General features: G+C 60.7%; 25 protein-coding genes. 11 read left to right on the top strand and 14 right to left on the bottom strand.

What is annotated here, in order from left to right; genetic code table 11:
* Nucleotides 1-325: 325 nt before the first annotated feature.
* Nucleotides 326-3130, bottom strand: coding sequence for a DNA polymerase I (gene polA, locus J1D76_RS19460; RefSeq protein ID WP_421139940.1), 2805 nt, complete (start codon nt 3128-3130; stop codon nt 326-328).
* Nucleotides 3131-3204: 74 nt separating this feature from the next.
* Here polA and J1D76_RS19455 point away from each other — a divergent pair, with 74 nt between their 5' ends.
* Together J1D76_RS19455 and J1D76_RS19450 are read left to right on the top strand one after the other, a co-directional pair.
* On the top strand, nt 3205-3495 hold the full coding sequence (locus tag J1D76_RS19455; RefSeq protein WP_421139938.1) for a DUF2782 domain-containing protein: 291 nt from the start codon (nt 3205-3207) through the stop codon (nt 3493-3495).
* Between the two features lie 57 nt (nt 3496-3552).
* Nucleotides 3553-4503 (top strand): homoserine kinase, encoded by a 951-nt coding sequence (locus J1D76_RS19450; protein ID WP_421139937.1) that lies wholly within the window; start codon nt 3553-3555, stop codon nt 4501-4503.
* Between the two features lie 43 nt (nt 4504-4546).
* On the opposite strand, the gene J1D76_RS19445 is transcribed toward J1D76_RS19450, so the two are convergent.
* Nucleotides 4547-5467: a zinc ABC transporter substrate-binding protein gene (locus tag J1D76_RS19445; RefSeq protein WP_421139936.1), complete on the bottom strand. Its 921-nt coding sequence runs from the start codon at nt 5465-5467 to the stop codon at nt 4547-4549.
* 66 nt (nt 5468-5533) lie between these two features.
* On the opposite strand from J1D76_RS19445, the gene zur reads away from it, so the two are divergent.
* From zur to J1D76_RS19425, 4 genes are read left to right on the top strand one after another with little or no spacing between them, the layout of a single operon-like run.
* Entirely contained in the window at nt 5534-6016 is a 483-nt protein-coding gene (zur, locus tag J1D76_RS19440; RefSeq protein ID WP_421139935.1) for a zinc uptake transcriptional repressor Zur, read from the top strand.
* Nucleotides 6016-6801, top strand: coding sequence for a zinc ABC transporter ATP-binding protein ZnuC (znuC, locus tag J1D76_RS19435; protein WP_421139934.1), 786 nt, complete (start codon nt 6016-6018; stop codon nt 6799-6801). Before zur ends, znuC begins: the two co-directional genes overlap by 1 nt.
* Nucleotides 6794-7582, top strand: coding sequence for a zinc ABC transporter permease subunit ZnuB (znuB, locus tag J1D76_RS19430; RefSeq protein WP_421139932.1), 789 nt, complete (start codon nt 6794-6796; stop codon nt 7580-7582). Before znuC ends, znuB begins: the two co-directional genes overlap by 8 nt.
* A gap of 37 nt (nt 7583-7619) precedes the next feature.
* Nucleotides 7620-8336, top strand: a complete 717-nt coding sequence (locus tag J1D76_RS19425; RefSeq protein WP_421139931.1) for a PA5502 family lipoprotein — start codon at nt 7620-7622, stop codon at nt 8334-8336.
* Nucleotides 8337-8428: 92 nt separating this feature from the next.
* Here J1D76_RS19425 and katE read toward each other — a convergent pair whose 3' ends face one another.
* On the bottom strand, nt 8429-10567 hold the full coding sequence (gene katE, locus J1D76_RS19420) for a catalase HPII (RefSeq protein WP_421139929.1): 2139 nt from the start codon (nt 10565-10567) through the stop codon (nt 8429-8431).
* Between the two features lie 210 nt (nt 10568-10777).
* Here katE and J1D76_RS19415 point away from each other — a divergent pair, with 210 nt between their 5' ends.
* The 3 genes from J1D76_RS19415 to J1D76_RS19405 are packed head-to-tail and all read left to right on the top strand — an operon-like array spanning nt 10778 to nt 13290.
* Entirely contained in the window at nt 10778-11785 is a 1008-nt protein-coding gene (locus tag J1D76_RS19415; RefSeq protein WP_421139928.1) for a methionine ABC transporter ATP-binding protein, read from the top strand.
* Nucleotides 11785-12459 (top strand): methionine ABC transporter permease, encoded by a 675-nt coding sequence (locus tag J1D76_RS19410; RefSeq protein ID WP_008018443.1) that lies wholly within the window; start codon nt 11785-11787, stop codon nt 12457-12459. The genes J1D76_RS19415 and J1D76_RS19410 overlap by 1 nt, the downstream gene beginning before the upstream one ends.
* Before the next feature lie 60 nt (nt 12460-12519).
* Nucleotides 12520-13290, top strand: a complete 771-nt coding sequence (locus J1D76_RS19405) for a MetQ/NlpA family ABC transporter substrate-binding protein (RefSeq protein WP_421139926.1) — start codon at nt 12520-12522, stop codon at nt 13288-13290.
* A 186-nt stretch (nt 13291-13476) separates the two neighbouring features.
* On the opposite strand, the gene J1D76_RS19400 is transcribed toward J1D76_RS19405, so the two are convergent.
* From J1D76_RS19400 to J1D76_RS19380, 5 genes are read right to left on the bottom strand one after another with little or no spacing between them, the layout of a single operon-like run.
* Complete coding sequence (locus J1D76_RS19400; RefSeq protein ID WP_421139924.1) at nt 13477-14112, bottom strand: SCO family protein; 636 nt, start codon at nt 14110-14112, stop codon at nt 13477-13479.
* Complete coding sequence (gene cyoE / locus J1D76_RS19395) at nt 14109-15008, bottom strand: heme o synthase (RefSeq protein WP_421139922.1); 900 nt, start codon at nt 15006-15008, stop codon at nt 14109-14111. The genes J1D76_RS19400 and cyoE overlap by 4 nt, the downstream gene beginning before the upstream one ends.
* Entirely contained in the window at nt 14996-16069 is a 1074-nt protein-coding gene (locus tag J1D76_RS19390) for a COX15/CtaA family protein (protein WP_421139920.1), read from the bottom strand. Before J1D76_RS19390 ends, cyoE begins: the two co-directional genes overlap by 13 nt.
* Before the next feature lie 10 nt (nt 16070-16079).
* Nucleotides 16080-16673 (bottom strand): hypothetical protein, encoded by a 594-nt coding sequence (locus tag J1D76_RS19385; RefSeq protein ID WP_421139919.1) that lies wholly within the window; start codon nt 16671-16673, stop codon nt 16080-16082.
* A complete protein-coding gene (locus J1D76_RS19380; protein WP_421139918.1) occupies nt 16639-17379 on the bottom strand; it encodes an SURF1 family protein in 741 nt (246 codons plus the stop codon). Before J1D76_RS19380 ends, J1D76_RS19385 begins: the two co-directional genes overlap by 35 nt.
* A gap of 71 nt (nt 17380-17450) precedes the next feature.
* Between J1D76_RS19380 and J1D76_RS19375 the strand changes: the two genes are divergently transcribed.
* Entirely contained in the window at nt 17451-17654 is a 204-nt protein-coding gene (locus tag J1D76_RS19375; protein ID WP_421139917.1) for a twin transmembrane helix small protein, read from the top strand.
* Between the two features lie 31 nt (nt 17655-17685).
* On the opposite strand, the gene J1D76_RS19370 is transcribed toward J1D76_RS19375, so the two are convergent.
* From J1D76_RS19370 to coxB, 4 genes are all read right to left on the bottom strand, one after another.
* Nucleotides 17686-18573 carry a cytochrome c oxidase subunit 3 gene (locus J1D76_RS19370; RefSeq protein ID WP_421139916.1) on the bottom strand — a complete coding sequence of 296 codons (888 nt, stop codon included), beginning with the start codon at nt 18571-18573 and terminating at the stop codon, nt 17686-17688.
* A gap of 25 nt (nt 18574-18598) precedes the next feature.
* A complete protein-coding gene (locus J1D76_RS19365) occupies nt 18599-19150 on the bottom strand; it encodes a cytochrome c oxidase assembly protein (protein ID WP_421139915.1) in 552 nt (183 codons plus the stop codon).
* Between the two features lie 114 nt (nt 19151-19264).
* On the bottom strand, nt 19265-20851 hold the full coding sequence (gene ctaD, locus J1D76_RS19360) for a cytochrome c oxidase subunit I (RefSeq protein WP_421139914.1): 1587 nt from the start codon (nt 20849-20851) through the stop codon (nt 19265-19267).
* Nucleotides 20852-20933: 82 nt separating this feature from the next.
* A complete protein-coding gene (coxB, locus tag J1D76_RS19355; RefSeq protein ID WP_421139913.1) occupies nt 20934-22061 on the bottom strand; it encodes a cytochrome c oxidase subunit II in 1128 nt (375 codons plus the stop codon).
* Between the two features lie 370 nt (nt 22062-22431).
* Between coxB and J1D76_RS19350 the strand changes: the two genes are divergently transcribed.
* Complete coding sequence (locus J1D76_RS19350) at nt 22432-23082, top strand: hypothetical protein (protein ID WP_421139912.1); 651 nt, start codon at nt 22432-22434, stop codon at nt 23080-23082.
* A gap of 116 nt (nt 23083-23198) precedes the next feature.
* Here the strand turns inward: J1D76_RS19350 and J1D76_RS19345 are convergent, their stop codons facing one another.
* Both J1D76_RS19345 and J1D76_RS19340 read right to left on the bottom strand, forming a co-directional pair.
* Entirely contained in the window at nt 23199-23930 is a 732-nt protein-coding gene (locus J1D76_RS19345) for a carbonic anhydrase (RefSeq protein ID WP_421139911.1), read from the bottom strand.
* Nucleotides 23931-24027: 97 nt separating this feature from the next.
* Nucleotides 24028-25086, bottom strand: a complete 1059-nt coding sequence (locus J1D76_RS19340) for a PA0069 family radical SAM protein (RefSeq protein WP_421139995.1) — start codon at nt 25084-25086, stop codon at nt 24028-24030.
* Nucleotides 25087-25260: the final 174 nt, after the last annotated feature.

Below are 25260 nucleotides of genomic sequence, written 5' to 3'. Positions count from 1 at the left end.
GGGGAGGGAGAAGTTCCGGGGTTCAAGTTCTAGACCGCTAGGGCGGGGTCCAGATATCTGCCAACACTTAACACAACATAGGAGCATCGAAGGGCTTCACCAGCCATTCAGTAACTCTGAGTGGTGATTTACAAGATTAGTTCAGATTTTTTTCTAATGGCTTTGGAATAATTCTGATAACCAACTGAACTAAGCAGTGTCCTTGCTGGCTGCCGCCGCAGAAGACGACCTTTTCCTGTAGGAGCAAGCTTGCTCGCGATGGAATCCATTCGAAATAGATGCGCCTGACACGCCATCGCAAACTGGCTCGCTCCCACAACAAGGGTCAGTGAGCCTCGTCCCAGTTATTTCCGATACCTACTTCGACCAGCAACGGCACATCCAGTTTCGCCGCCTCACTCATGTGCACGCGAATTTCATCGCGAACCTGGTCCACCAGGTCTTCACGCACCTCGAGCACCAGTTCATCGTGCACCTGCAAAATGACTTTCGCATCGAGGCCCGATGCCGCCAGCCAGTTATCCACCGCCACCATGGCTTTCTTGATGATGTCCGCCGCCGTGCCCTGCATCGGCGCGTTGATCGCCGTGCGTTCGGCCGCGGCGCGCTCCTGTGGCTTGTTGGAGTTAATATCCGGCAAGTACAGGCGACGGCCGAAGAACGTCTCGACATAGCCTTGCTCGGCCGCCTGGGTCCGCGTGCGGTCCATGTACTGGCGAACGCCTGGGTAACGGGTGAAGTAGGTGTCGATGTACGCCTTGGCCGTCTTGGTGTCGACGCCAATGTCCTTGCCGAGCTTCTGCGCGCCCATGCCGTAGATCAGGCCGAAGTTGATCGCCTTGGCGCTGCGGCGCTGGTTGGAGGTGACCTCGGCCAATTCGACCTTGAACACTTCGGCGGCGGTCGCGGTGTGCACGTCCAGATTGTCGCGGAAGGCATTCATCAGCCCTTCGTCACGCGACAGGTGGGCCATGATCCGCAGTTCAATCTGCGAGTAGTCCGCAGCCAGCAGCTTGTAACCGGCCGGCGCCACGAACGCCTGGCGGATGCGCCGCCCTTCGGCGGTACGCACCGGGATGTTTTGCAGGTTCGGATCGCTGGAGGACAACCGCCCAGTGGAGGCCACGGCCTGATGATAGGAGGTGTGAATCCGCCCGGTACGCGGGTTGATCTGCTCCGGCAGACGGTCGGTGTAAGTGCTTTTCAGCTTGCTCATGGAACGGTATTCCATCAGCACCTTAGGCAACCGATAATCATCCTCGGCCAGTTTCGCCAGCACTTCTTCGGCCGTGGATGGCTGGCCCTTGGCGGTCTTTTTCAGCACCGGCAGACCGAGTTTCTCGTAGAGAATCACCCCCAGTTGCTTGGGCGAACCGAGGTTGAACTCTTCACCGGCGATCTCGAAAGCTTCGCGCTCCAGGGCGACCATCTTGTCGCCCAGTTCGATGCTTTGCACGCCCAGCAGCGCGGCGTCGACGAAGGCACCCTGGCGCTCGATGCGCGCCAGCACTGGCACCAACGGGATTTCGATATCCGTCAGCACGCTCGCCAGGCTTGGAATGGCCGAGAGCTTTTCAAACAGGGCCTGGTGCAGGCGCAAGGTGATGTCCGCGTCTTCAGCGGCATACGGCCCGGCCTGCTCCAGGGCGATCTGGTCGAACGTCAGCTGTTTCACGCCTTTACCGGCGATGTCCTGGAAACTCACGGTGGTGTGGTCCAGATACTTCTGCGCCAGGCTGTCCATGTCGTGGCGCGTGGCTGTGGAATTGAGCACATAGGACTCAAGCATGGTGTCGAAGGCAATACCGCGCACGGTGATGCCGTTGCCTTGATCGCCGCCGATGGCGCAGTTGGCCAGGATGTTCATGTCGAACTTGGCGTGCTGGCCGACCTTGAGTTTGTCCGGATCTTCCAGAATCGGCTTGAGCGCGCGCAGCACGGTGTCGCGATCCAGTTGCTGCGGCACGCCGATGTAGGAGTGGGTCAACGGGATGTAGGCCGCTTCGTTGGCCTGGACCGCAAACGACAGGCCGACCAGTTGCGCCTGCTGCGCGTCGATGCCGGTGGTTTCGGTGTCGAAGGCGAACAACTCGGCGTTGTGCAGTTTTTCCAGCCAGGCATCGAATCGCGCTTGGTCGAGGATGGTTTCGTACTGGGCTTCAGCGGCCACCGCTGGCACTTCAGCCTCTGGCGCGCTGAACAAATCGGCGGCCGGTGCAGGTTCGGCGGCAGCGCTCAATTCCAGACGCTTGGCGTCGCGATCGAGGTCGTTCAACCAGCTCTTGAATTCCAGCAGGGTGTACAGCTCGTAGAGCTTGGCCGGGTCTTCCGGGCCCATCTGCAAATCCTCGAGGCCCACGTCCAGTGGCACATCGACCTTGATGGTCGCCAGTTGATAGGAAAGGAACGCCATCTCCTTGTGTTCTTCGAGCTTGGCCGGCAGGGTCTTGGCGCCGCGAATCGGCAGGGTCGGCACGATATCGAGCTGCGCATAGAGCTCGGTCAGGCCGCCGTTCACCCCCACCAGCAGGCCGGATGCGGTCTTCGGGCCGATGCCCGGAACGCCCGGAATGTTGTCGGAAGAATCGCCCATGAGCGCCAGATAATCGATGATCTGCTCGGGAGCGACGCCGAATTTCTCCTTCACGCCCTCCACATCCATGCTGCTACCGGTCATGGTGTTGACCAAGGTAATGTGGCCATCGACCAGCTGCGCCATGTCCTTGTCGCCGGTGGAGATGATCACCGGACGATCCGCGGCCGCGCTACTGCGGGCCAGCGTGCCGATCACGTCATCGGCCTCGACGCCTTCGACGCACAGCAACGGGAAGCCCAGGGCGATCACGCTCTGGTGCAGCGGCTCGATTTGCACGCGCATGTCGTCGGGCATGCTCGGGCGGTTGGCCTTGTATTCGGCGAACATTTCATCGCGGAATGTCCCGCCCTTGGCGTCGAACACCACGGCGAACGGGCTGTCCGGGTATTGCTTGCGCAGGCTCTTGAGCATGTTCAACACGCCCTTGACCGCGCCGGTCGGCAGGCCTTTGGACGTGGTCAACGGTGGCAGCGCATGAAAGGCGCGGTACAGGTAAGAAGAACCGTCCACCAGGACGAGGGGGGCTTGGCTCATGAGCAGGATCAACCTTTTCGGCGGGTCCGGCGCTAGAATAGCGGGACCGTTGACGACAAAGGGACAAGGTTATCATGCGCACACTAAATCGCCTGTTGCTCGCTGGCTTGTTTGCAATCGCCCCACTGGCCGTCATGGCAGCGGACGATGTTTCCAAGCAGGAGCCAGAAGTTACGATCCACACGGAAGGGGACAAGGTCATTCAGGAATACCGTCAGAACGGCTTCCTGTACGCGATCAAGGTCACACCCAAAGGCGGCAAGCCGTATTTTCTGGTGCGTGCGGACGGTACCGATGCAAACTTCGTCCGCTCGGATCAGCCGGATATGCTGATTCCGTCGTGGAAGATCTTTGAGTGGAAGTAGTTTCTTAATTTCAATTGGCGCAGGCCCAACGTCCGCGCCCGTACTGGCAGTTAAAACATGTCTGTGTTCACCCCCCTGGCTCGGCCCGAGCTGGAAGCTTTTCTCGCCCCTTATGGCCTCGGCCGCCTGCTTGATTTCCAGGGGATTGCCGCCGGTAGCGAAAATACCAATTTCTTTATCAGCCTGGAGCAGGGCGAATTCGTCCTGACCCTGGTCGAGCGCGGTCCGGTCCAGGAAATGCCGTTCTTCATCGAACTGCTCGACGTGCTGCACGGCGCCGACCTGCCGGTGCCTTACGCCATTCGCACCACTGACGGGGTGGCCCTGCGCGAACTGGCGGGCAAACCTGCACTGCTGCAACCGCGCCTGTCCGGCAAGCACATCAAGCATGCCAACGCGCAGCATTGCGCACAGGTCGGCGAGCTGCTCGGGCATCTGCACCTGGCCACCCAGGCCAACATGATCAAGCGCAAGACCGACCGCGGCCTGGACTGGATGCTGGAAGAGGGCACGCAGTTCCTGTCCCACGTAAACCCTGAGCAGAAAGGCCTGCTGCAGCGGGCGCTGGATGAAATCGCTCAACAAAAAGAGAAAATTCTCGCGTTGCCGCGCGCCAACATCCACGCCGACCTGTTCCGCGACAACGCGATGTTCGAAGGCACGCACCTGACCGGGCTGATCGATTTCTACAATGCGTGTTCCGGGCCGATGCTCTACGACGTGGCGATTGCCCTGAACGACTGGTGCTCGGACGACGATGGCGTGATTGACGGCCCGCGCGCGCGCGCGTTGCTCGGTGCTTATGCAGCGTTGCGACCGTTCACCGCAGCCGAAGCCGAGTTGTGGCCGACCCTGTTGCGGGTGGCGTGTGTGCGGTTCTGGTTGTCACGCTTGATTGCGGCGCAGTCGTTCGCCGGGCAGGACGTGCTGATCCATGATCCGATGGAGTTCCAGCTGCGGTTGGCGCAGCGCCAGACGGTCAATACACCGCTGCCATTTGCCCTTTAATGTGGCGAGGGGGGTTGCCCCCTCGACACAGGTTTGGTGTCGATTACAACGACTCCAGGCACCCCGCCAGATCATTCCCCAATTTCTCCAGCACCTGCTCATAACCCTGGGCAGTGGCTGGCGTATACCCGCCCAGCGCATCCAGTTCCGCCAGTTTTACCGGCAAACCTGCCACCAGGGTTTCCGCCAGGCGCGGGCGCAACGGCGGTTCGCTGAACACGCACGTCTTGCCCACTTCCTGCAATCGCGCACGCATCGCCGCGACGTGCTGCGCACCGGGTTGTACCTCGGCTGCGACGCTGAACACTCCGGCATGCTTGAGGCCATAGGCGTCCTCAAAGTAATCGAAGGCCTCGTGGAACACGAAGTAGGGTTTGCCCTGGACATCGGCCATGCGCTTTTTCAAGCGTTGGTCCAGCGCATCGAGGCGCTCGTCGAAAGCCTTGAGGTTGCTCTGGTAACGCGCCGCATTGGTGGGGTCGGCGGCGCTTAGATCAGCGGCCATTTTCGTGGCGATGACCCGGGCGTTGACCGGTGTGAGCCACAAGTGCGCGTCCAAAGTACCAGGACGGTGATCGTGGTCATGTTCGTCGGCATCTTCAGCATGCGAGTGGCTATCTTCGGCGAAGCGGCGCAGTTTCATACCCGGTAAATCCTGCACGGCGACGCTGGGCAGCGTACGACCATTGAGCACGCGAGGCAGGAAACCTTCCATGTCCGGGCCGATCCAGTACAAAAGATCGACCGATTGCACCTTGCGCACGTCGGAAGGGCGCAACGCGTAGTTATGCGGCGAGGCACCCGGTGGCAACAAGACCTCTGGAACCGCCACGCCGTCCTGCACCGCCGCCGCGATCAGCTGCAATGGCTTGATGCTGGTCAGGACGTTGACTTCGGCCTGCGCCGGACCGATCAGCAGAAAACTTGCGATAAATGCGACAAAGATAGAAAAAAGTCGGGACACGATGACCACTCGAAGAGGCGAGAAGGGGTAACATAATAACGTCTCTCACAAAACTCGTCGCCGCTCATGCTAAAAACACCGATCGCCAGCCGCCCCCACGACCACTCGCATTGCGTTCACAGCGCACTGTCCGAGGCCGATGCCTTGTGCACACGCCAAGGCCTGCGCCTGACCGCGTTGCGTCGGCGCGTGCTGGAACTGGTGTGGCAAAGCCACAAGCCACTGGGTGCCTACGACATTCTCGCGGTGCTCAGTGAGCAGGACGGCCGCCGCGCCGCGCCGCCGACGGTGTACCGTGCGCTGGATTTCCTCCTGGAAAATGGCCTGGTGCACCGCATCTCCTCGCTTAACGCCTTTATCGGCTGCAACCACCCGGAACATACCCACCAAGGCCAGTTCCTGATTTGCCGGGTGTGCCACGCCGCTATCGAACTCGAACAAAAATCCATCAGCGACTCGATTATCGCCAGCGCCAGGGATGTCGGGTTCATCGTCGAAGGCCAGACCGTCGAAGTGGTCGGCCTGTGTTCGGGTTGCCAGGGGGCTTGATGAGCAACGCGTTGATCCGTCTTGAGCAGGTCGCCGTCACGTTCGCCGGGCAAGCGGTGCTGGACAACATCGAGCTAAGCGTCGAGCCGGGCCAGATCGTGACCCTGATCGGCCCCAACGGCGCCGGCAAGACCACGCTGGTGCGCGCCGTGCTCGGCCTGCTGAAACCTGACAGCGGCAGCGTCTGGCGCAAGCCAAAACTGCGCGTCGGCTACATGCCGCAAAAGCTGCATGTCGACCCGACCCTGCCACTGTCGGTGCTGCGCTTTTTGCGGCTGGTGCCGGGCGTGGACCGGGCGATGGCCCTGTCGGCGCTCAAGGAAGTCGGTGCCGAACACGTGATCGATAGCCCGGTGCAAAGCGTTTCCGGAGGCGAAATGCAACGCGTGCTACTGGCCCGGGCGCTGTTGCGCGAACCGGAACTGCTGGTGCTCGACGAACCGGTGCAAGGCGTTGATGTCGCCGGTCAGGCTGAGCTGTACAGCCTGATCACCCGCCTGCGCGACCGTCACGGTTGCGGCGTACTGATGGTATCCCACGACTTGCACTTGGTGATGAGCACCACCGATCAGGTGGTTTGCCTCAATCGTCATGTCTGCTGCTCCGGTCATCCGGAGCAGGTCAGCGGCGATCCGGCCTTCGTCGAGCTGTTCGGAAAAAACGCACAAAGCCTGGCGATTTATCACCACCATCACGACCACGCCCACGATTTGCACGGCTCGGTGGTCAAGGCACCCGCGTCGGGCCAACCCCATGTTCACGGAGATAGCTGCAAGCATGGCTGATTTTCTGCTCTACGCCCTGCTTGCAGGCTTGGCCCTGGCCATCGTCGCTGGCCCGCTGGGGTCCTTCGTGGTCTGGCGGCGCATGGCCTATTTTGGCGACACCCTGTCCCACGCCGCGTTGCTCGGCGTCGCGCTCGGCTTTCTGCTGGATGTCAGCCCGACCGTGGCCGTCACCGTCGGCTGCCTGTTGCTGGCGGTGCTGTTGGTGACGTTGCAACAACGCCAACCGCTGGCATCCGACACACTTTTGGGAATTCTCGCACCCAGCACGCTCTCTCTGGGCCTGGTGGTACTAAGCTTCATGCACGAAGTACGGATCGACCTGATGGCGTACCTGTTCGGCGACCTGCTGGCGATCAGCCCGACCGACCTGGCGTGGATCCTGGGCGGCAGTGCAGCGGTATTGGCGTTGCTGATTGCCTTGTGGCGGCCATTGCTGGCGATCACGGTGCACGAGGAACTGGCCAGGGTCGAGGGCCTGCCCGTCGCCGGGTTGCGCATGGCGTTGATGCTGTTGATTGCGGTGGTGATTGCCGTGGCGATGAAAATCGTCGGCGTATTGTTGATTACGTCGCTGTTGATCATCCCGGCCGCTGCGGCACAACGTCACGCCCGTTCGCCGGAGCAGATGGCACTGGGCGCGAGCCTGCTGGGCATACTCGCCGTGTGCGGCGGGCTGTCGTTGTCCTGGTTCAAGGACACCCCGGCCGGCCCGTCGATTGTGGTCACGGCCGCCGCGCTGTTTCTGCTGAGTTTTGTTCTGCCCCGTCGAGGGGTGTAGACTTGCTCGTTTTTTGCGCAAATAGAGAGTCGCAGGAATGAAGTCGTTCGCCTCCCGTTATCTGCTCCTCGTGGCATTTTCCTTGCTGCTGGGCGCCTGCCAAAGCACGCCATCGCAAGCCACCAAGGCCGCCGATGCACGGGCCATGGCCATCGTGCAGCTGGAGCACAACATCGCCAGCGATGAACTGGCCACCGCCGAGGATCAATTGGCAGCGTTGCAGGCCGAATCGCCCAACGATGCTTCACTCGAGCAATACCAGCGGCAACTGGCCGAAGCCTACCTGCGCCGCAGCCAGATCGTGCTGCAAAAAGGTGACGTCAATGCCGCCGCGACGGCCCTGAGCCGCGCCCGCGCCTTGATGCCCAAGGCACCGGCGTTGACCGGCGGCGCCAACGGCCCGATAGCCCAGGCACGCAAGGCCGAGCTGGAAAAAACCGAAGCCGCCGTCAAGGCCGCTGAAGCCAAGCCAAAAGCCAAGGTCATCGACCCGACGGCCGAAAGCACGACCGTTGCGCTGAACATCAACGATATGAGCAAACTTCGACGCCAACTGGATGCCATCGCCACCGATGTGGTGAATTATCAGTGCGATGTGAGCCTGCAGGTACCGCGCACCGATGACTTCCCGTGGTTGTCGACGTTGCTGACCAAACGGGTGAACAAGCTCGATCCGCAGTTTGACCTGAAGCTTGAACGGCAGATTCTGCGCACTGTGCCGGCGCAGGTTGTTCTGAGTCCGCGCAAGCCTTAAAAGCTTCGCGGGCAAGCCCGCTCCTACAGAGATCACGCCGAACCTGTAGGAGCGCTTGCCAACGAAGGCGTCCACTTTGCTAACGAAAATCCTCAGGCCGGAATCATTTTGGCCTTCGCCTCCCGATCCCACACCCGATGCTGCCCGATCGCGGCGAAAAACGCTTTGATCAGTTTCGCATCCGCCCCCACGATCAACCCCGCATCCGCCTCCAGCTTCAATACATCCAGCAACTGCTTCGCCTCGCCCTGCAAGGCGATGGCTTTCAGATGCTTGTACGCCTCCAACAAGTAGTGCAGCGCCACGCCATCCGTGCTCAGTGCCTTGATCGACGCTGCCCCGCCCGGTACGAACACCGCGTCGAAGGTCACGGAGGGCGAGCCTTCCATCGAGGCATCGACCGCGAGCGTCTTGCCATCGGCGGTTTTCACCGGCGCCGAGGTCGGGCCCAGTAACTTCGCGTGGGCACCTTCGGCGGCCAAGGCTTTCTTCATCGCCTCGATCGCAGCGCCATCGACCCCATTGGCCGCCAGGATCGCGACTTTGCGTGTCTTGATGTTTTCCGGGAGCAAATTGGCCTGGCTCAAAGCTGGCGAATGATCCAGCGAGGTTTTGCGCGCCTCAACGGTGCCCCCACTTGGCGCGGGCAACCCAAGGTTCTGCGCCACACGCTTGGCCAGTTCCAGATCGATGTTGGCCAAGATCTCGTTCACCTCCCGTGCGCGGATCGCCTCACGCTCGACCTTGCCCAACTCAAAACTGTAGGCCGAGATGATGTGTTCCTGCTCGTGCTTGCTCATGCTGTTAAAGAACAATCGCGCCTGAGAAAAGTGGTCGGCGAACGACTCGCTGCGTTGGCGAATCTTGTTTGCATCGATGCGCTCCGGGTAGCTCTCGAAGCCGCCGTCCTGTGCAGCCGGCGGGGTTTCTTTCGGCCAGCCGCCATCAATGGAGTTCGGCTCGTAGGAGGCGCGCCCCTTGTCGATGGTGCTGCGGTGCTGCGCGTCCCGTTGACCGTTGTGGAACGGAGACACCGGGCGATTGATCGGGATCTCGTGAAAATTCGGCCCGCCCAGTCGGCTGATTTGCGTATCGGTGTAGGAAAACAACCGACCTTGCAGCAAAGGGTCGTTTGAAAAATCGATCCCCGGCACGATATGCCCGGGGCAGAAGGCAACCTGCTCGGTTTCGGCAAAGAAGTTGTCCGGATTGCGGTTCAGCACCATCTTGCCCAATGGTGTAATGGGCACGATTTCTTCGGGAATCAGCTTGGTCGGGTCGAGAATGTCGAAATCGAAGTCGTGCTCCTTTTCTTCCTCGACAATCTGCACGCCCAACTCCCATTCCGGGTAGTCGCCGGTCTCGATCGATTCCCATAGATCCCGCCGATGGAAGTCAGTGTCCTTTCCCGCAAGCTTCTGCGCTTCGTCCCACACCAATGAACAGGTGCCGGCCGTAGGGCGCCAGTGGAACTTGACGAAGCGCGACTTTCCTTCGGCGTTGATCAGTCGGAAGGTATGCACGCCAAAGCCCTGCATGCTGCGCAGGCTCTTTGGAATCGCCCGGTCGGACATCGCCCACATCACCATGTGCGCGGATTCCGGCACCAGTGAGACAAAGTCCCAGAACGTATCGTGGGCCGAGCCGCCGGTGGGGATTTCGTTGTGTGGCTCCGGTTTGACCGCGTGCACGAAGTCGGGAAACTTGATCGCGTCCTGGATGAAGAATACCGGCATGTTGTTGCCCACCAGGTCGAAGTTTCCTTCGTCAGTGAAGAACTTCACGGCGAAACCTCGCACATCGCGCACGGTATCGCCTGACCCTCGCGGCCCCTGCACCGTGGAAAAGCGCGCGAACACCGGGGTTTTCTTCGCCGGGTCCTGCAGGAAACCGGCCTTAGTCAGTTGGGCGTGATTGTCGTAGCTCTGGAAAAACCCATGGGCACCCGTGCCGCGAGCATGAACGATGCGCTCGGGAATGCGCTCATGGTCAAAGTGCGTGATCTTTTCACGCATGATGAAATCTTCCAGCAGCGACGGCCCGCGGGCCCCGGCTTTCAGGGTGTTCTGGTTGTCCGAAACCTTGACGCCCTGGTTGGTGCGCAAGGCCTGTCCGGTGGCGTCGGAGCGGAAGGTTTCCAGGCTGTCGAGCTTGGCGTTGGTGTTGTGGCGGTCCGGGGTATCGGTCCCGGCCAGGTCGCTCTGGGTGGCGGCAGGCTTCTTGGTAGTCATCAGGCGTGAACTCCTCAGGCATATTTTCATGGCCTAAGTAGTGACTGGCGGGCTTCTCCAGCCGTTCCTTTTTTCTGACCTTTGATCGCGTTATTGCCAAAAGACAGGACAAAAGCAAAATAAATGCTAAGAACCTCTATACGGACAGGCTAAAATGCGCGCCCGGCTATCCGCTGATCCTTTTCTAACGCGCCCCACAAGGTTCGCTACGTGATCGAGTTTCAAAACGTCCATAAAACCTACCGCGTCGCCGGTAAGGAAATTCCCGCCCTGCATCCGACCAGTCTGACGATTGAGAACGGGCAGGTTTACGGCTTGATCGGTCATTCCGGCGCAGGAAAAAGTACCCTGCTGCGTCTGATCAATCGCCTGGAAAACGCCAGCGGCGGCAAGATCATCGTCGACGGTGAAGAAGTCACCGCTCTCGACGCCAACGGCCTGCGCCGCTTCCGTCAGCAGGTCGGAATGATTTTCCAGCACTTCAACCTGCTGGCCTCCAAGACAGTCGCCGATAACGTCGCGCTGCCACTGACCCTGGCCGGCGAACTGTCGCGCAGCGAGATCGACTCGCGCGTGGCCGAGTTGCTGGCGCGGGTGGGTTTGTCCGACCACGCGAAAAAGTACCCGGCGCAATTGTCCGGCGGCCAGAAGCAGCGTGTGGGCATTGCCCGCGCCTTGGCGACCAAGCCGAAAATCCTGCTGTGCGATGAAGCCACCAGCGCCCTCGACCCCCAAACCACCGCTTCGGTCCTGCAATTGCTGGCCGAGATCAATCGCGAGTTGAAACTGACCATCGTCCTGATCACCCACGAGATGGATGTAATCCGCCGCGTGTGCGACCAAGTTGCCGTGATGGACGCCGGCGTGATCGTCGAGCAAGGTCCGGTGGCCGAGGTGTTCCTGCATCCAAAGCACCCGACCACCAAGCGCTTCGTGCAGGAAGACGAGCAGATCGACGAAGGCGAACAGCGTGACGACTTCGCTCACGTACCGGGGCGCATCGTTCGTCTGACGTTCCAGGGCGAAGCGACCTACGCGCCACTGCTGGGCACCGTCGCCCGCGAAACCGGCGTCGACTACAGCATCCTCGCCGGTCGTATCGACCGCATCAAAGACGTCCCTTACGGGCAACTGACCCTGGCCGTGACCGGCGGTGACATGGAAGCGGCCTTCGCCCGCTTCACCGCAGCCGACGTCCACATGGAGGTGCTGCGCTAATGGAAGCCCTGACAAGTTTCTTCGCCAATATCGACTGGCTCGAAATCTGGCTGGCCACCGGCGACACCTTGCTGATGCTCGGTGGTTCGTTGTTGTTCACCGTATTGCTCGGCTTGCCGCTGGGCGTGCTGCTGTTCCTGTGCAGCCCGCGCCAGTTGCTGGAAGCCAAAGGCGTCTACGCGATGTTGTCGCTGGTGGTGAACATCCTGCGGTCGCTGCCGTTCATCATCCTGTTGATCGTGATGATCCCGTTCACCGTGTTGATCACCGGCACGTCGCTGGGTGTCGCCGGTGCGATCCCGCCGCTGGTGGTGGGTGCCACGCCGTTCTTTGCGCGCCTGGTGGAAACCGCCCTGCGTGAAGTCGACCGCGGCATCATCGAAGCGACCCAGGCCATGGGCGCGACCACGCGACAGATCATCACCAACGCGTTGCTGCCAGAAGCCCGGCCGGGCATCTTCGCAGCGATTACGGTGACAGCGATTACACTGGTTTCCTACACGGCGATGGCCGGTGTCGTGGGTGCCGGTGGCTTGGGTGACCTGGCGATCCGCTTCGGCTACCAGCGTTTCCAGACCGATGTGATGGTCGTGACGGTGGTGTTGCTGCTGGTTCTGGTGCAAGTGCTGCAAACCGTTGGCGACAAGTTGGTCGTCCACTTTTCTCGTAAGTAAGACATGAGCCGGCCATTCGCTGGCAGGTGCCAAACGGGCACCTCACATGGAGTTAGCTGAATGAAAAAACTACTCGTCGCCTTCGCAGCCGTTGCCGCGTTCTCGGCCCACGCTGAAACCCTGACCGTCGCGGCCACCCCGGTGCCACACGCCGAGATCCTCGAGTTCGTGAAGCCGACCCTGGCCAAGGAAGGCGTGGACCTTAAGGTCAAGGTCTTCACTGACTACATCCAGCCGAACGTACAGGTCGCGGAAAAACGCCTGGACGCCAACTTCTTCCAGCACCAGCCGTACCTGGATGAATTCAACAAGGCCAAGGGCACCCACCTGGTGTCGGTAGCCGGCGTGCACCTGGAACCGCTGGGCGCCTACTCCAGCAAGTACAAGACCCTCGCTGAACTGCCGGGCGGCGCCAACGTGGTGATCCCGAACGACGCCACCAACGGCGGCCGTGCACTGCTGCTGATGGCCAAGGCCGGCCTGATCACGTTGAAGGATTCAAACAACATCCTGTCGACCGTGAAAGACATTACCGCCAATCCCAAGGACCTGAAGATCCGTGAACTGGAAGCCGCGACCATCCCGCGCGTGCTGACCCAGGTCGACCTGGCGCTGATCAACACCAACTACGCGCTGGAAGCCAAGCTTGATCCGGCCAAGGACGCGCTGTTCATCGAAGGCAGCGACTCGCCCTACGTGAACATCCTGGTGGCTCGTCCGGATGACAAGGACAGCGACGCGATGAAGAAACTGGTGACGGCGTTGCACAGCCCGCAAGTGAAGGCCTTCATTCTCGAGAAGTACAAAGGCGCAGTGGTGCCGGCGTTCTGATCGAACCGTTTGCAATGAAAAAGGGGACGCCAAATGCGTCCCCTTTTTAGTGCACCATGAACATTGAAAACACGACGAAGCCTTGTAGGAGCTGGCTTGCCAGCGAATGCAGTCTGTCAGTCAACGCTGGGCTGAAGGGTCGGACGCCTTCGCCGGCTAGCCGGCTCCTACAGGGTTGTGCGGTGCTTAGTTGCGGTTAAGCATCACCGGCAATTGCGCCACCAGCTTCGCATTGTTCAACGGTGCGCGGATGAAACCGCGCTGGGTGCCGTCCGGTCCGATCACCGCGAGGTTGCCGCTGTGGTCGACGGTGTAGTTCGGCTTGCTGGTGTCGGCCGGAATAAATGGAATGCTCACCGCATTGGCGACCTTTTGCAGCTCATCGGTCGACTTGGGCGTCAGGCCGACAAACTGCGGGTCGAAGTAGCCCAGGTACTGCTTGAGCTGCTGGGGCGTGTCGCGATTGGGGTCGACACTGACCAGCACGATTTGCAGCTTGGCCACCGCTTCTGGCGGCAACTCGCTCTTGATCTGGCGCAACTGGGCGAGGGTGGTCGGGCAGATGTCAGGGCAAAAGGTGTAGCCGAAGAACAACAGGCTCCACTTGCCTTTCAATTCATTAATCGTGACCGGCTGGCCGTCCTGGTTGGTCATCGTCACGTCCGGCAGATTCCGGCTCTGCGGCAGCAGGATGATGCCGGCGTCGATCAGCGCCGTCGGATCACCCTGGTTTTTCCCGGACAGCACCTTGTTGACGGTCAGGCCCAGGATCAGCGCGATCACGGCCACGAGAATGAAGACGGTTTTCTGGGTTCGAGTCATAGGGTCAACAATAAGTAATGGTCTACGAGCAGGGCGATAAACAGCAGGAACAAGTAGTAGATAGAGTACTTGAACGTGTTGATCGCCGCGTGCGGCCGAGTGCCACGGTACAGCACCACGGCCCATTGCAGAAACCGCGCACCCAGCGCGAGCGCACACACCAGGTAGAGCGTACCGCTCATGTGGATCACATAGGGCAGCAGACTGACCGCGAGCAACACGAAGGTATAGAGCAGGATGTGGACCTTGGTGTAGTGCTCGCCATGGGTCACCGGCAGCATCGGGATATCGGCCTTGGCGTATTCCTCCTTGCGGTGAATCGCCAAGGCCCAGAAGTGTGGCGGGGTCCAGGCGAAGATGATCAGCACCAGCAGCAACGGCTCGGCGCTGACGTGTCCGGTGGCGGCGGTCCAGCCGAGCAACGGCGGGGCAGCCCCGGCCAGCCCGCCGATGACGATGTTCTGCGGGGTCGCACGCTTGAGAAACCCGGTGTAGATCACCGCGTAGCCGAGCAACGAGGCAAGGGTCAGCCACGCAGTCAGCGGGTTGGTGAACGCCAGCAGCAAGGCTTGCCCCAGGGCCGCCAACATCAGCGCGAAAGTCAGTGCGGCGGTCGGCGAGACCCGGCCTTCGGCCAATGGCCGTTTGTGGGTGCGCGCCATGATCGCGTCGATGCGCCGGTCCACCACGTGATTGACCGCCGCCGCGCCACCGGCACACAGGGCGATGCCCAGGTTGCCGAAAATCAGCACCGTCCACGGCACCCCGGCGCGGGTTGCCAGGAACATCCCCACCAGCGACGTAATGAGCATCAGCACCACGACTTTGGGTTTGGTCAGTTCCAGGTAATCACGCCAGATCGCCTGACTGGGACGTTCGCCGATCAGAATCGCCATGGCATCTCTCCTTTTATTGTTATGGGCCCGGCTGAATGTTTACGCGGGCTGAAGCGCCAGCGCGCTGGCTGCCTGACCCGGACCAGACTGGTCCGGGCGTGGTAATTGACCAACACCAGGGTCAGCAACAACGCGGCGCCCCCGGCGTTGTGCGCGACGGCCACCGGCAGCGGCAGATGGAACAGCACGTTGCTGATGCCCAGGGTAATTTGTGCGCCGAGGGCGATCAGTACCAGGCCCGCCAGACGCGTCATGCCGACCGCTTTGAGTTGCCAGGCCAGACCGAGCAACACCAGGGTCACCAGCAACGCGCCGATGCGATGGGTCAGGTGAATGGCGGTACGGGCATCGCTGTCCAGTTGCCCGCCCAGGTAATTCGGGCCGATGTGTTGGGTCAAGTGAAAGCCATTGGCGAAGTCAGCGGGCGGCAACCACTGGCCGTGACAGGTCGGAAAGTCGATGCACGCCACCGCCGCGTAATTGGAGCTGACCCAGCCACCCAAGGCGATCTGCCCGATCACCAGCAACAATCCGGCGGTCGCCCAATACTGCAAGCGACGCGGCACGGTCAGCGCCGGGACCATGCCCGACAGCCTCAACGTCAGCAGAAACAGCAGGCTCAAGGTCGCGAAGCCTCCAAGCAAATGCCCCGTGACCACTTGCGGCCAGAGCTTGAGCGTCACCGTCCACATGCCGAACGCCGCCTGAGCGAACACCACCGCCAGCAGGAACAGCGGCAACTTCAGCGGTTGTCCCGCATGACGGCGCAGCACCCAGGCGCGACCGGCAAGCACTGCAATCAACGTCGCCAGGGTGCCGGCGAAGTAGCGGTGGATCATCTCGTTCCAGCCCTTGTGGGCCTCGACCGGGGCATCGGGGAAATGCAATTCGGCATGAGCCAGTTGAGCTTCGCTTTTCGGCACGCTGATGAAGCCGTAGCAGCCGGGCCAGTCCGGACAGCCGAGGCCGGCGTGGGTCAGGCGGGTGTAGGCGCCGAGCAACACCACAATCAATGCCAGCAACGTGGCAAACAGCGCGAGGCGAAATCCAGGTTTGGCCATGACGATGCCCTTATCCGATGTTCGACAGTTTCAGCAGGTGACGCAGGTCGTTCAGCAGGTCCTTGCCCTTGACCGTCGGGTCATAGCGCAGCACCAGGTTGCCGTGTGGGTCGATGATCCACAGTTGCGGCGTGGTCTTGTCGCCCGTGGCCTTGCTGAAGGTGGTCAGGTCCAGTGGATAACGTTGCAGCTGAGGATATTCACGTTGCAGCTTGGCGTCGTAGTCGGCGCTCAAGGGTTGTGCGGCGGCTAGGGCATGGCTGGCACGGGAAGCGTCGCGCCCCAGGCCAATCTGGATCTGCCGCGCCAGGTACACCAGTTGCTGGCAGTCCACCGCGCAATCCTTGGGCGCCGTCACCAGCATTTGCCAGCGATCTTCCTCGGCCTGCACACCGATATCGGCGCGGGTCTGGCCGTTGCCGAGCAGTTCGCCGTGATAACTGCGGCCCTCGGGCACCCAGAAGTTCAGCTTGTACATGCCGGTGGCGAGGATCATCGGACCGATCACCCCGAGCAGGATCAACAGCAATTGCAAGCGCCCCTTGCGCCGGCTCGCCGGCGGTTTGGCCTCAGACATGCTGGGTGGATTCATGGCCGCTCCCATGGTGTTTCTCCTTTGCGTTGTGCCAGCCGAGATACAGATAAAGGCCGAACAGGGCGATCGCCATCGCGAACCACTGCACGGCATAAGCGAGGTGTTTTTCCGGGCCCATGGCGACCACCGGCCAGTCGGCCTGGTAGGTGGCCGGACCGGTTTCTGCGCGAAGCTCAAAGGCGAAGCCTTCGCGGTCGAGGGACTTCCAGAATTGGCTCGGCTCGACGGCAGTGATTAATTTCGGCCAGGTTGTGGTCGCCGGGTCGGCATGCAACTGGAACGTCGTGCCGGGCGAGACGTAGACCCAGGCGTCGAGGCTGACCGCTTCGGCAGGGGTCTGGAATTGGACGGGGGTGCGCCGCTCCGGCCAGGGCAGCCAGCCGCGATTGACCAGCAACCACAGCCCGCTGGCCTGATCGTGAAACGGTTGCAACAGCTCGACGCCGACCCGGCCGTTACGTTGGCTGTTGTCCAGCAGCAGGCTGTGCTCGGCATCGAACTGGCCGTGCAGGCGCACCCGGCGGAACGCCGAATCCGCGGTGTGTTGCAACTCGGTGCTGGCCATCGGTTCGGCGGCGCGGCGCTCGGCATAGGTTTGCAGCAGCGCGCTTTTCTCCGCGCCCCGGCTCAATTGCCAGAACCCCAGGCTCACCAGCAGCGGCAGCAACAGCGCCACCACCAGCGTCGGCACGATACCCGGCCGAAAACGCTTCATGGCATCGCCAAAAAGTCGGTCACCGCGATAGCTATACTCAACTGCATCGCTTGTCCCCCCGGAGTCTCACCATGCTCAAAGCAGCCATCGTCCTGATGCTGATTGCCACGGTTGTCAGCCTGTTCAGCGGCCTGTTTTTTCTGGTCAAGGACGACAGCCGCTCAAACCGCCTCGTCATTGCCTTGAGTGTGCGTGTAACGCTGGCCGCCCTTACCCTCGGTCTGATCACCTGGGGGTTTTTCAGCGGCCAGTTGGTGTCTCATGCCCCTTGGTAACTGTAAGAGCTAGCTTGCTCCTGCAGTTGATTTAGAGCACGTAGACGAAAACGAACAGCCCGATCCAGACCACGTCCACGAAGTGCCAGTACCAGCTCGCCGCTTCAAAGCCGAACTGGTGCTCGTTGTCGAAGTGCCCACGCATGACGCGCATCAGCATCACAAACAAAATGATCGTGCCGATGGTCACATGAGCGCCGTGAAATCCTGTGAGCATGAAAAACGTCGCGCCGTAGATGCCCGAGCCCAGGGTCAGGCCCAGTTCACGGTAGGCATGCATGTACTCTTCAGCTTGCAGGGTCAGAAAGCCGCAACCGAGCAGAACGGTGATCGCCAACCACAACTTCAGTGCGCCGCGATGCCCCTTCTTCAAGGCATGGTGGGCGATGGTCACCGTGACGCTGGAGCTGACCAGCAAGATGGTGTTGATCAGCGGCAACCCCCACGGGCTGATGACTTCCTTGGGCGGCGGAAACACCTTCGAGTCGGGGTTTTCCAGCAGCGGCCAGGTGAACTGGAAGTTCGGCCACAGCATGTGCGCGATGCCTTTGGGGCCTTCACCGCCGAGGGCCGGGCCAGAGACGTGGCGTACATAGAACAGCGCGCCGAAAAAGGCGATGAAGAACATCACCTCCGAGAAGATGAACCAGCTCATGCCCCAACGGAACGAGCGATCCATCTGCGGGCTGTACAAGCCGCCGCGACTCTCCTTGATCACCGTGCCGAACCAGCCGAACAACATGTAGGCCAGCAACAGCCCGCCGACGAAAAAGATCAACGGCCCGTGGGATTCCGGGCGCGCAGCCTTCAGATCGTTGAACCAGGTCCCCAGGCCGTACACCGTGGTGACCATGCCGAGCGTGGCGATGATTGGCCATTTGCTCTGGGCGGGAACGTAATAATGTTCATGAGTTGCCATTTATTGTTCTCCTTATCGGGCACGCTCAGCCGCCAGTGTTTACAGCGACCGGTGGATGTCGGGCGGTGATATCGAACAGCGTGTAGGACAGCGTCAGGTGCTTCACGTCCTTGGGCATGTCACGGTCAACGATGAAACGTACCGGCATCTCGATCCGTTGACCCGGCTGCAGCACTTGCTGGGTAAAGCAGAAACATTCGGTCTTGTGGAAATACGCCGCCGCGGTGCTCGGCGCGATGCTCGGCACGGCCTGGGCGCTCATCGGCTTGTCGGTGGGGTTGTGGGCGACGAAGATCATCTCGTTCACGGCCCCCGGGTTGGCCACCAGGTCGTCACCCTTGGGATAGAACTCCCACGGCATGTCGGCGTTGTTCATCGACAGGAACTGCACGCGCACCTGCCGCGAGGTATCGACGGTTTGCTCACCCTCGTACTGCCCGGCGGTCTTGCCATTGATACCGAAGGCCTTGCACATCACGTCGTAGATCGGCACCAGCGCAAACCCGAACACAAACATTGCAGCCACCACCATCAGCAAACGCGTGACCAGCTTCTTCAACGAAATTGAGTCAGCCATGACTTCCAACCTCCACAACAAACCCTGTAGGAGCTGGCTTGCCAGCGAAAGCGGTATGTCTGACACACCGAGCGGCAGCCTTCGCCAGCAAGCCAGCTCCTACAGAACGCATGTTCATTTCACTTCCGGCGGCGTGGTGAAGGTGTGATACGGCGCTGGTGAAGGAATGCTCCACTCCAGGCCTTCAGCCCCATCCCACGGTTTGGCCGGTGCAGGGGGGCCGCCGCGGATGGTCTTGATCACGATGAACAGGAAGAACAGCTGCGTGGCACCAAACATGAACGCGCCAATCGACGACACCATGTTGAAGTCGGCGAACTGCAGGTTGTAGTCCGGAATCCGCCGCGGCATGCCCGCCAGTCCAACGAAGTGCATCGGGAAGAAGGTCAGGTTCATGCCCACGAAGGACAGCCAGAAATGCAGCTTGCCCAGGGTTTCGTCATACATGTGGCCAGTCCATTTCGGCAACCAGTAGTAGGCCGAGGCGAAGATCCCGAAGATCGCCCCCGGCACCAGTACATAGTGAAAGTGGGCGACCACGAAGTAGGTGTCCTGGTACTGGAAGTCCGCCGGGGCGATGGCCAGCATCAACCCGGAGAACCCGCCGATGGAGAACAGGATCACGAACGCCACGGCAAACAGCATCGGTGTCTCGAAGGTCAGCGAGCCTTGCCACATGGTGCTGGCCCAGTTGAACACCTTCACCCCGGTCGGCACCGCAATCAGCAGCGTGGCGTACATGAAAAACAGTTCGCCCACCAGCGGAATGCCGACCACGAACATGTGGTGCGCCCAGACGATGAACGACAGGAACGCAATGCTCGCCGTGGCGTAGACCATCGAGGTGTAGCCGAACAGCGGCTTGCGCGAGAAGGTCGGGATGATCGAGCTGACGGCGCCGAACGCCGGCAGGATCATGATGTACACCTCGGGGTGACCGAAGAACCAGAACACGTGCTGGAACAACACCGGGTCGCCGCCACCGGCAGCACTGAAGAAGCTGGTGCCGAAGTGGATGTCCATCAGCATCATCGTCACGCACCCGGCCAGTACCGGCATCACCGCGATCAGCAGGAACGCGGTGATCAGCCACGTCCAGACGAACAACGGCATTTTCATCAACGTCATGCCGGGGGCGCGCAAGTTGAGGATGGTGGCGATCACGTTGATCGCGCCCATGATCGAACTGATCCCCATCAGGTGGATGGCGAAGATGAAGTAGGTCACGCTTTCCGGCGCATACGTCGTCGACAGCGGCGCGTAGAACGTCCAGCCGAAGTTCGGCCCGCCACCGGGGGTGAACAGGGTCGACACCAGCAGCAGGAATGCCGCTGGCAACAGCCAGAAGCTGAAGTTGTTCATCCGTGGCAGGGCCATGTCCGGCGCGCCGATCATCAACGGGATCATCCAGTTGGCGAGGCCGACGAAGGCCGGCATCACCGCACCGAAGACCATCACCAGGCCGTGCATGGTGGTCATCTGGTTGAAGAATGCCGGCTCGACGATTTGCAGCCCTGGCTGGAACAGCTCGGCGCGAATCACCATCGCGAACGAACCGCCCAACAGGAACATGGAGAACGCAAACCACAGGTACAGCGTGCCGATGTCCTTGTGGTTGGTGGTCAGCACCCAACGCATCAGGCCTTTGGCGGGGCCGTGGGCGTGGTCGGCATGACCATGGTCATCGATGACGGCGCTCATGGTTTGTCTCCTGCAAGCAGATGGGCTGGGCGGGCCGGGGCGCGCTGCCCCGACCGGTTCCGTACGTGCGCAATGGACCGGGTCATTTGCTTTCCGCCTGTTTCAGCTCCAGCACTTCTTTAGGCGTGACCATGTCGCCCTTGTTGTTGCCCCAGGCATTACGTTCATAGGTCACGACCGCCGCGATATCGACTTCAGACAACTGCTTACCGAACGCCGCCATCGCGGTGCCGGGCTTGCCGAAGAACACACGGTGCAAGTGGTCGGCTTTCGGCCCGGTGGCAATCGGCGAACCCTTGAGCGCCGGGAACATCGGCGGCAGGCCCTGGCCCTCGGCCTGGTGACAGGCCACGCAGGTGGTGTGATAGATCTTGTCGCCGCGTTCCTTGAGCTCGTCGAGGGTCCATTCCTTGGTGGTCAGCTCTTTCATCTGCGCGGCTTCGGCCTTGCGATCGGCCAGCCATTTTTCGTAATCGGCCTTTTCCTTGACCTCGACCACGGTTGGCATGAAGCCGTGATCCTTGCCGCACAACTCGGCGCACTGGCCACGGTAGATGCCGGGCTTGTCGATGCGGGTCCAGGCTTCGTTGACGAACCCCGGGATCGCATCGCGCTTGACTGCGAAGGCCGGCACCCACCAGGAGTGGATCACGTCGGCGGAGGTCACCAGGAAGCGCACCTTGGTGCCGACCGGCAGCACCAACGGCTGGTCGACTTCGAGCAGGTAGTGCTCGCCCTTGGCTTCCTTGTTGTGGATTTGATCTTGCGGGGTAGCCAGGTTGCTGAAGAACTCGACGTCCTGGCCCAGGTATTTGTAGTGCCACTTCCACTGGTAGCCGGTGATCTGGATATCGATCTCCGGCTCACTGGCGTCGTACATCTTGATCAGGGTCGCGGTAGCGGGAACCGCCATCGCCACCAGGATCACGAAGGGCACGATGGTCCAGAGGATTTCGACGGTGGTGCTTTCATGAAATTTGGCGGCCACCTGCCCGGTCGAGCGGCGGTGGAGAATCATCGACCAGAACATGGCACCAAAGACGATGATGCCGATCACCACACAGATCCAGAAAATGGTCATGTGCAGGTCGAATACTGCGTGACTGATTTCAGTCGCTCCAGGCGCCATATTCACAGTCCAGGCCGCTTGCGCCTGACTGAAAATCGACCACAACAGGAGGCCCATCCAGACATGTGGATGTCGCATCATTGCGGGTTCCCCTTATCGTTCTTGTTATCCCGCCGGCTTTCACCTGCGGCAAGGGAGCGGCTGCATCAGACTACGAACTTGAAGCACCGGGCCTTGCTGCATATGCAGTCGGGCGTCATCAGCTAACTCCATTCCAACCCGAGTATAGACAGCACCTCCGACCTCGCAATGCGAAGGCGTAAATCATCTGAAACAGCATTAACTTGCTTTGCAAGGCACGAATGGAGAAGGATGCAGACGAGTGGTGGCCAATCGTTATAACGGGGCTGTCTCAAGGATGAAATAATTATGACAAATGCGTCTTAGCATTTTTCGTAAGCCAGCTAAGTTATGTCTTCCCTATTTCATTGCCTTGTTCCCTGGAGTTTTCATGAACACCGCCGCATTGCGCGAGCAGATCCAAACAGCCCAACAACACGAAAAAGACACCGGTCTGCTGACTCGTCAGCTGGAAAGCAAGCTGCCTCACCTGCACCCGGCGATCCAGTTGCCGGAAGCGGACGCCAACGGCGTGTTGACACGTTTTGTCGCCGCCTACATCGAAGAAGTGCCTGATCTGCTGGATGCAGCCAATGAAGTCGCCAGGGAAGCGGGCATTGAGTCACAGATCAAACCGGTGCTGAAAATCGCCGAACAGTACTTTCTCCAGCCGCCCGCCATCATGGCCGGCCATGTCGGGCTCGACAGCCTGCTGGATGAAGCCTACCTGGCGCACCGCTTTGTCGAAGAGGTCAACGATCTGTACATCAAGCATTTCGGCCAGCCACTGATCCCCTTGGACATGACTGTCGCCAACCTGATCGCTCACCAATTGATCGGTGAGGCATTTGCCAACCAACTGGACGAAGCGGTGCATCACGCCATCGAAGAAATGCTCAACGACGAGAGTTTTGCGCTGGAATCGGTGGAGGCTTACCGCGACAAGCTCAGCAGCCCGGATACCGGTGCCGCGTGGAAACGCTGGCCGTGCATGTCGCGTCGGCTGGGTGTAGGACTTGAGCTGGATCAGCCGGCCGCTTGATCAACCTGTCCCCAATCCCCTGTGGGAGCTGGCTTGCCAGCGAAGGCGTTGAACGTTCAGCCCTGAGCTGGCTGAACTACCGCTTTCGCTGGCAAGCCAGCTCCTACAAGGAGGGTTTAGAACCGTGCCTTGGGTGTCGCCACCGGAATCGGATGGCTGCCATCGAGCGGCAGGAAACAGCCCTTGTCTGCATCGTAGGCTTTGATCTGGCTGGTTTCGATGTTGTACACCCAACCGTGGATAAACAACTGACCGTTGGCCATGCGCGAGGCCACCGATGGGTGGGTCCGCAGATGCTGTAGCTGGGCGATCACGTTCTCCTCGGTGAGGATGTGCATGCTTTCGCTTTCACTCGAGCAGTTGCAGTTGTCCTGCACCATGGTCTTGGCCACTTCGGCATGGCGCAGCCAGGCTTTGACCGTGGGCATTTTTTCCAGGCTGTCGGGGTTCAGCACCGCACGCATGGCGCCGCAGTCGGAGTGCCCGCAAATGATGATGTGATGCACGCCCAGCGCCAGCACGGCGTATTCGATGGCCGTCGAGACGCCGCCGTTCATTTGCCCGTAGGGTGGCACCACGTTACCGACGTTGCGGGTCACGAACAGATCGCCGGGGGAGCTTTGGGTGATCAGTTCAGGGACGATCCGCGAGTCGGCACAGGCGATGAACATCGCTCGAGGGCGCTGCGCCGTGGCGAGTTTTTTGAAGAGCGCTTCCTGTTGCGGAAAGATCTCATGATGAAAATGCAAGAAGCCGTCGACGATATGCTGCAGCGCTGCATCGGCGGTTTCCGCCTCGGGCTGGGCTGAATCCGACGCAGCCAACGGCTGTTTATCCTTATCGCTCATGATGGTTCCTCATTTGGCGGATCCGCGAATTTTCCCGTTTTGGCCGGTGAGAAGCCAGTGGCTCCTTCACCCATGCTCAACCATAGGCCAATTGTCTTCAAATCAATGACATCTGGCGACCTGGCGGACAAAAGGCTTCGCAGTCGAGGTTAAACCCGTCCCGCTGATTGAGCCCCAACCGCCTGATGGCCTTGCTGAAGCGCTGCGCCAGCATCTCCGCAAACGGCCCCTCGCCGCGCATCCGGGCACCAAAGCGGCTGTCGTATAGCTCGCCGCCACGACTCTGGCGAATCAGGCTCAGGACATGTGTGGCCCGCTGCGGGTAGTGCACCGCCAGCCACTCCTCGAACAACGGCGCCACTTCCAGCGGCAAGCGCAGCATCATGTAGGCCGCGCTCTGGGCCCCGGCAGCATGGGCCTCGGTCAGCAGGCTTTCCAGTTCGGCTTCGTTGATCATCGGGATCATCGGCGAACACAGCACACCCACCGGGATGCCCGCGTCGCGCATCACCCGGATCGCCCGCAGCCGGGCCTTGGGCGCCGCTGCACGCGGTTCGAGGATACGCTTGAGCTCGTCGTCCAGGGTGGTGAGGCTGATCATCACTCCCACCAGCCGCTGCCGGGCGAGTTCGCTCAGCAGGTCGAGATCGCGGAGAATCAGCGAGCCCTTGGTGATGATGGTCACCGGATGCCGATAGCGCAGGAGCACTTCGAGGGTCTTGCGGGTGATCCGGTGTTCGCGCTCGATCGGCTGGTACGGGTCGGTGTTGGAGCCGAGGTTGATGGGCGCACATTGATAGCCGCGCCTGGACAGCTGTTCTTCCAGCACATCGGCGGCGTTGGTCTTGGCGATGAGCCGCGTTTCGAAATCCAGCCCGGGCGACATGTCCCAATACGCGTGGCTGGGCCTGGCGTAGCAATAGATGCAACCGTGCTCGCAGCCGCGATAGGGGTTGATCGAACGGTCGAAGGGCAGGTCCGGCGAGGTGTTGCGGGTGATGATGGTTTTCGCCGTTTCAAAGCGCACCTCGGTGCCTTGCGTAAGCGGCACTTCCTGATACCAGCCATCATCCTCGGCCACCGAACGGCTCGGGGCAAAGCGGTTGTGCGGGTTGGTCGCCGTGCCGCGGCCACGGGGAGGCAGTGAAGTCACGATGCGGGCTCCTTTGTCTGTATATCCATACAGTAAACGACACTGCGCCAACCGGCCAGTACCGCTCAGCCCCTTTAGCGCCGGCCGTGAACTCACTTTTGGCTGATCAATAAAAACAAATACAACTAACGAAACATATAGCCAGTGGTTTGATTGATTACCCGAACGTATATTCAA

This window comes from Pseudomonas sp. NFX15, from assembly GCF_049132105.1.
Taxonomy (GTDB): Bacteria; Pseudomonadota; Gammaproteobacteria; order Pseudomonadales; family Pseudomonadaceae; genus Aquipseudomonas.
Note: the sequence above shows the minus strand (reverse complement) of the source record. Positions and strands in the feature narration are given on the sequence as shown.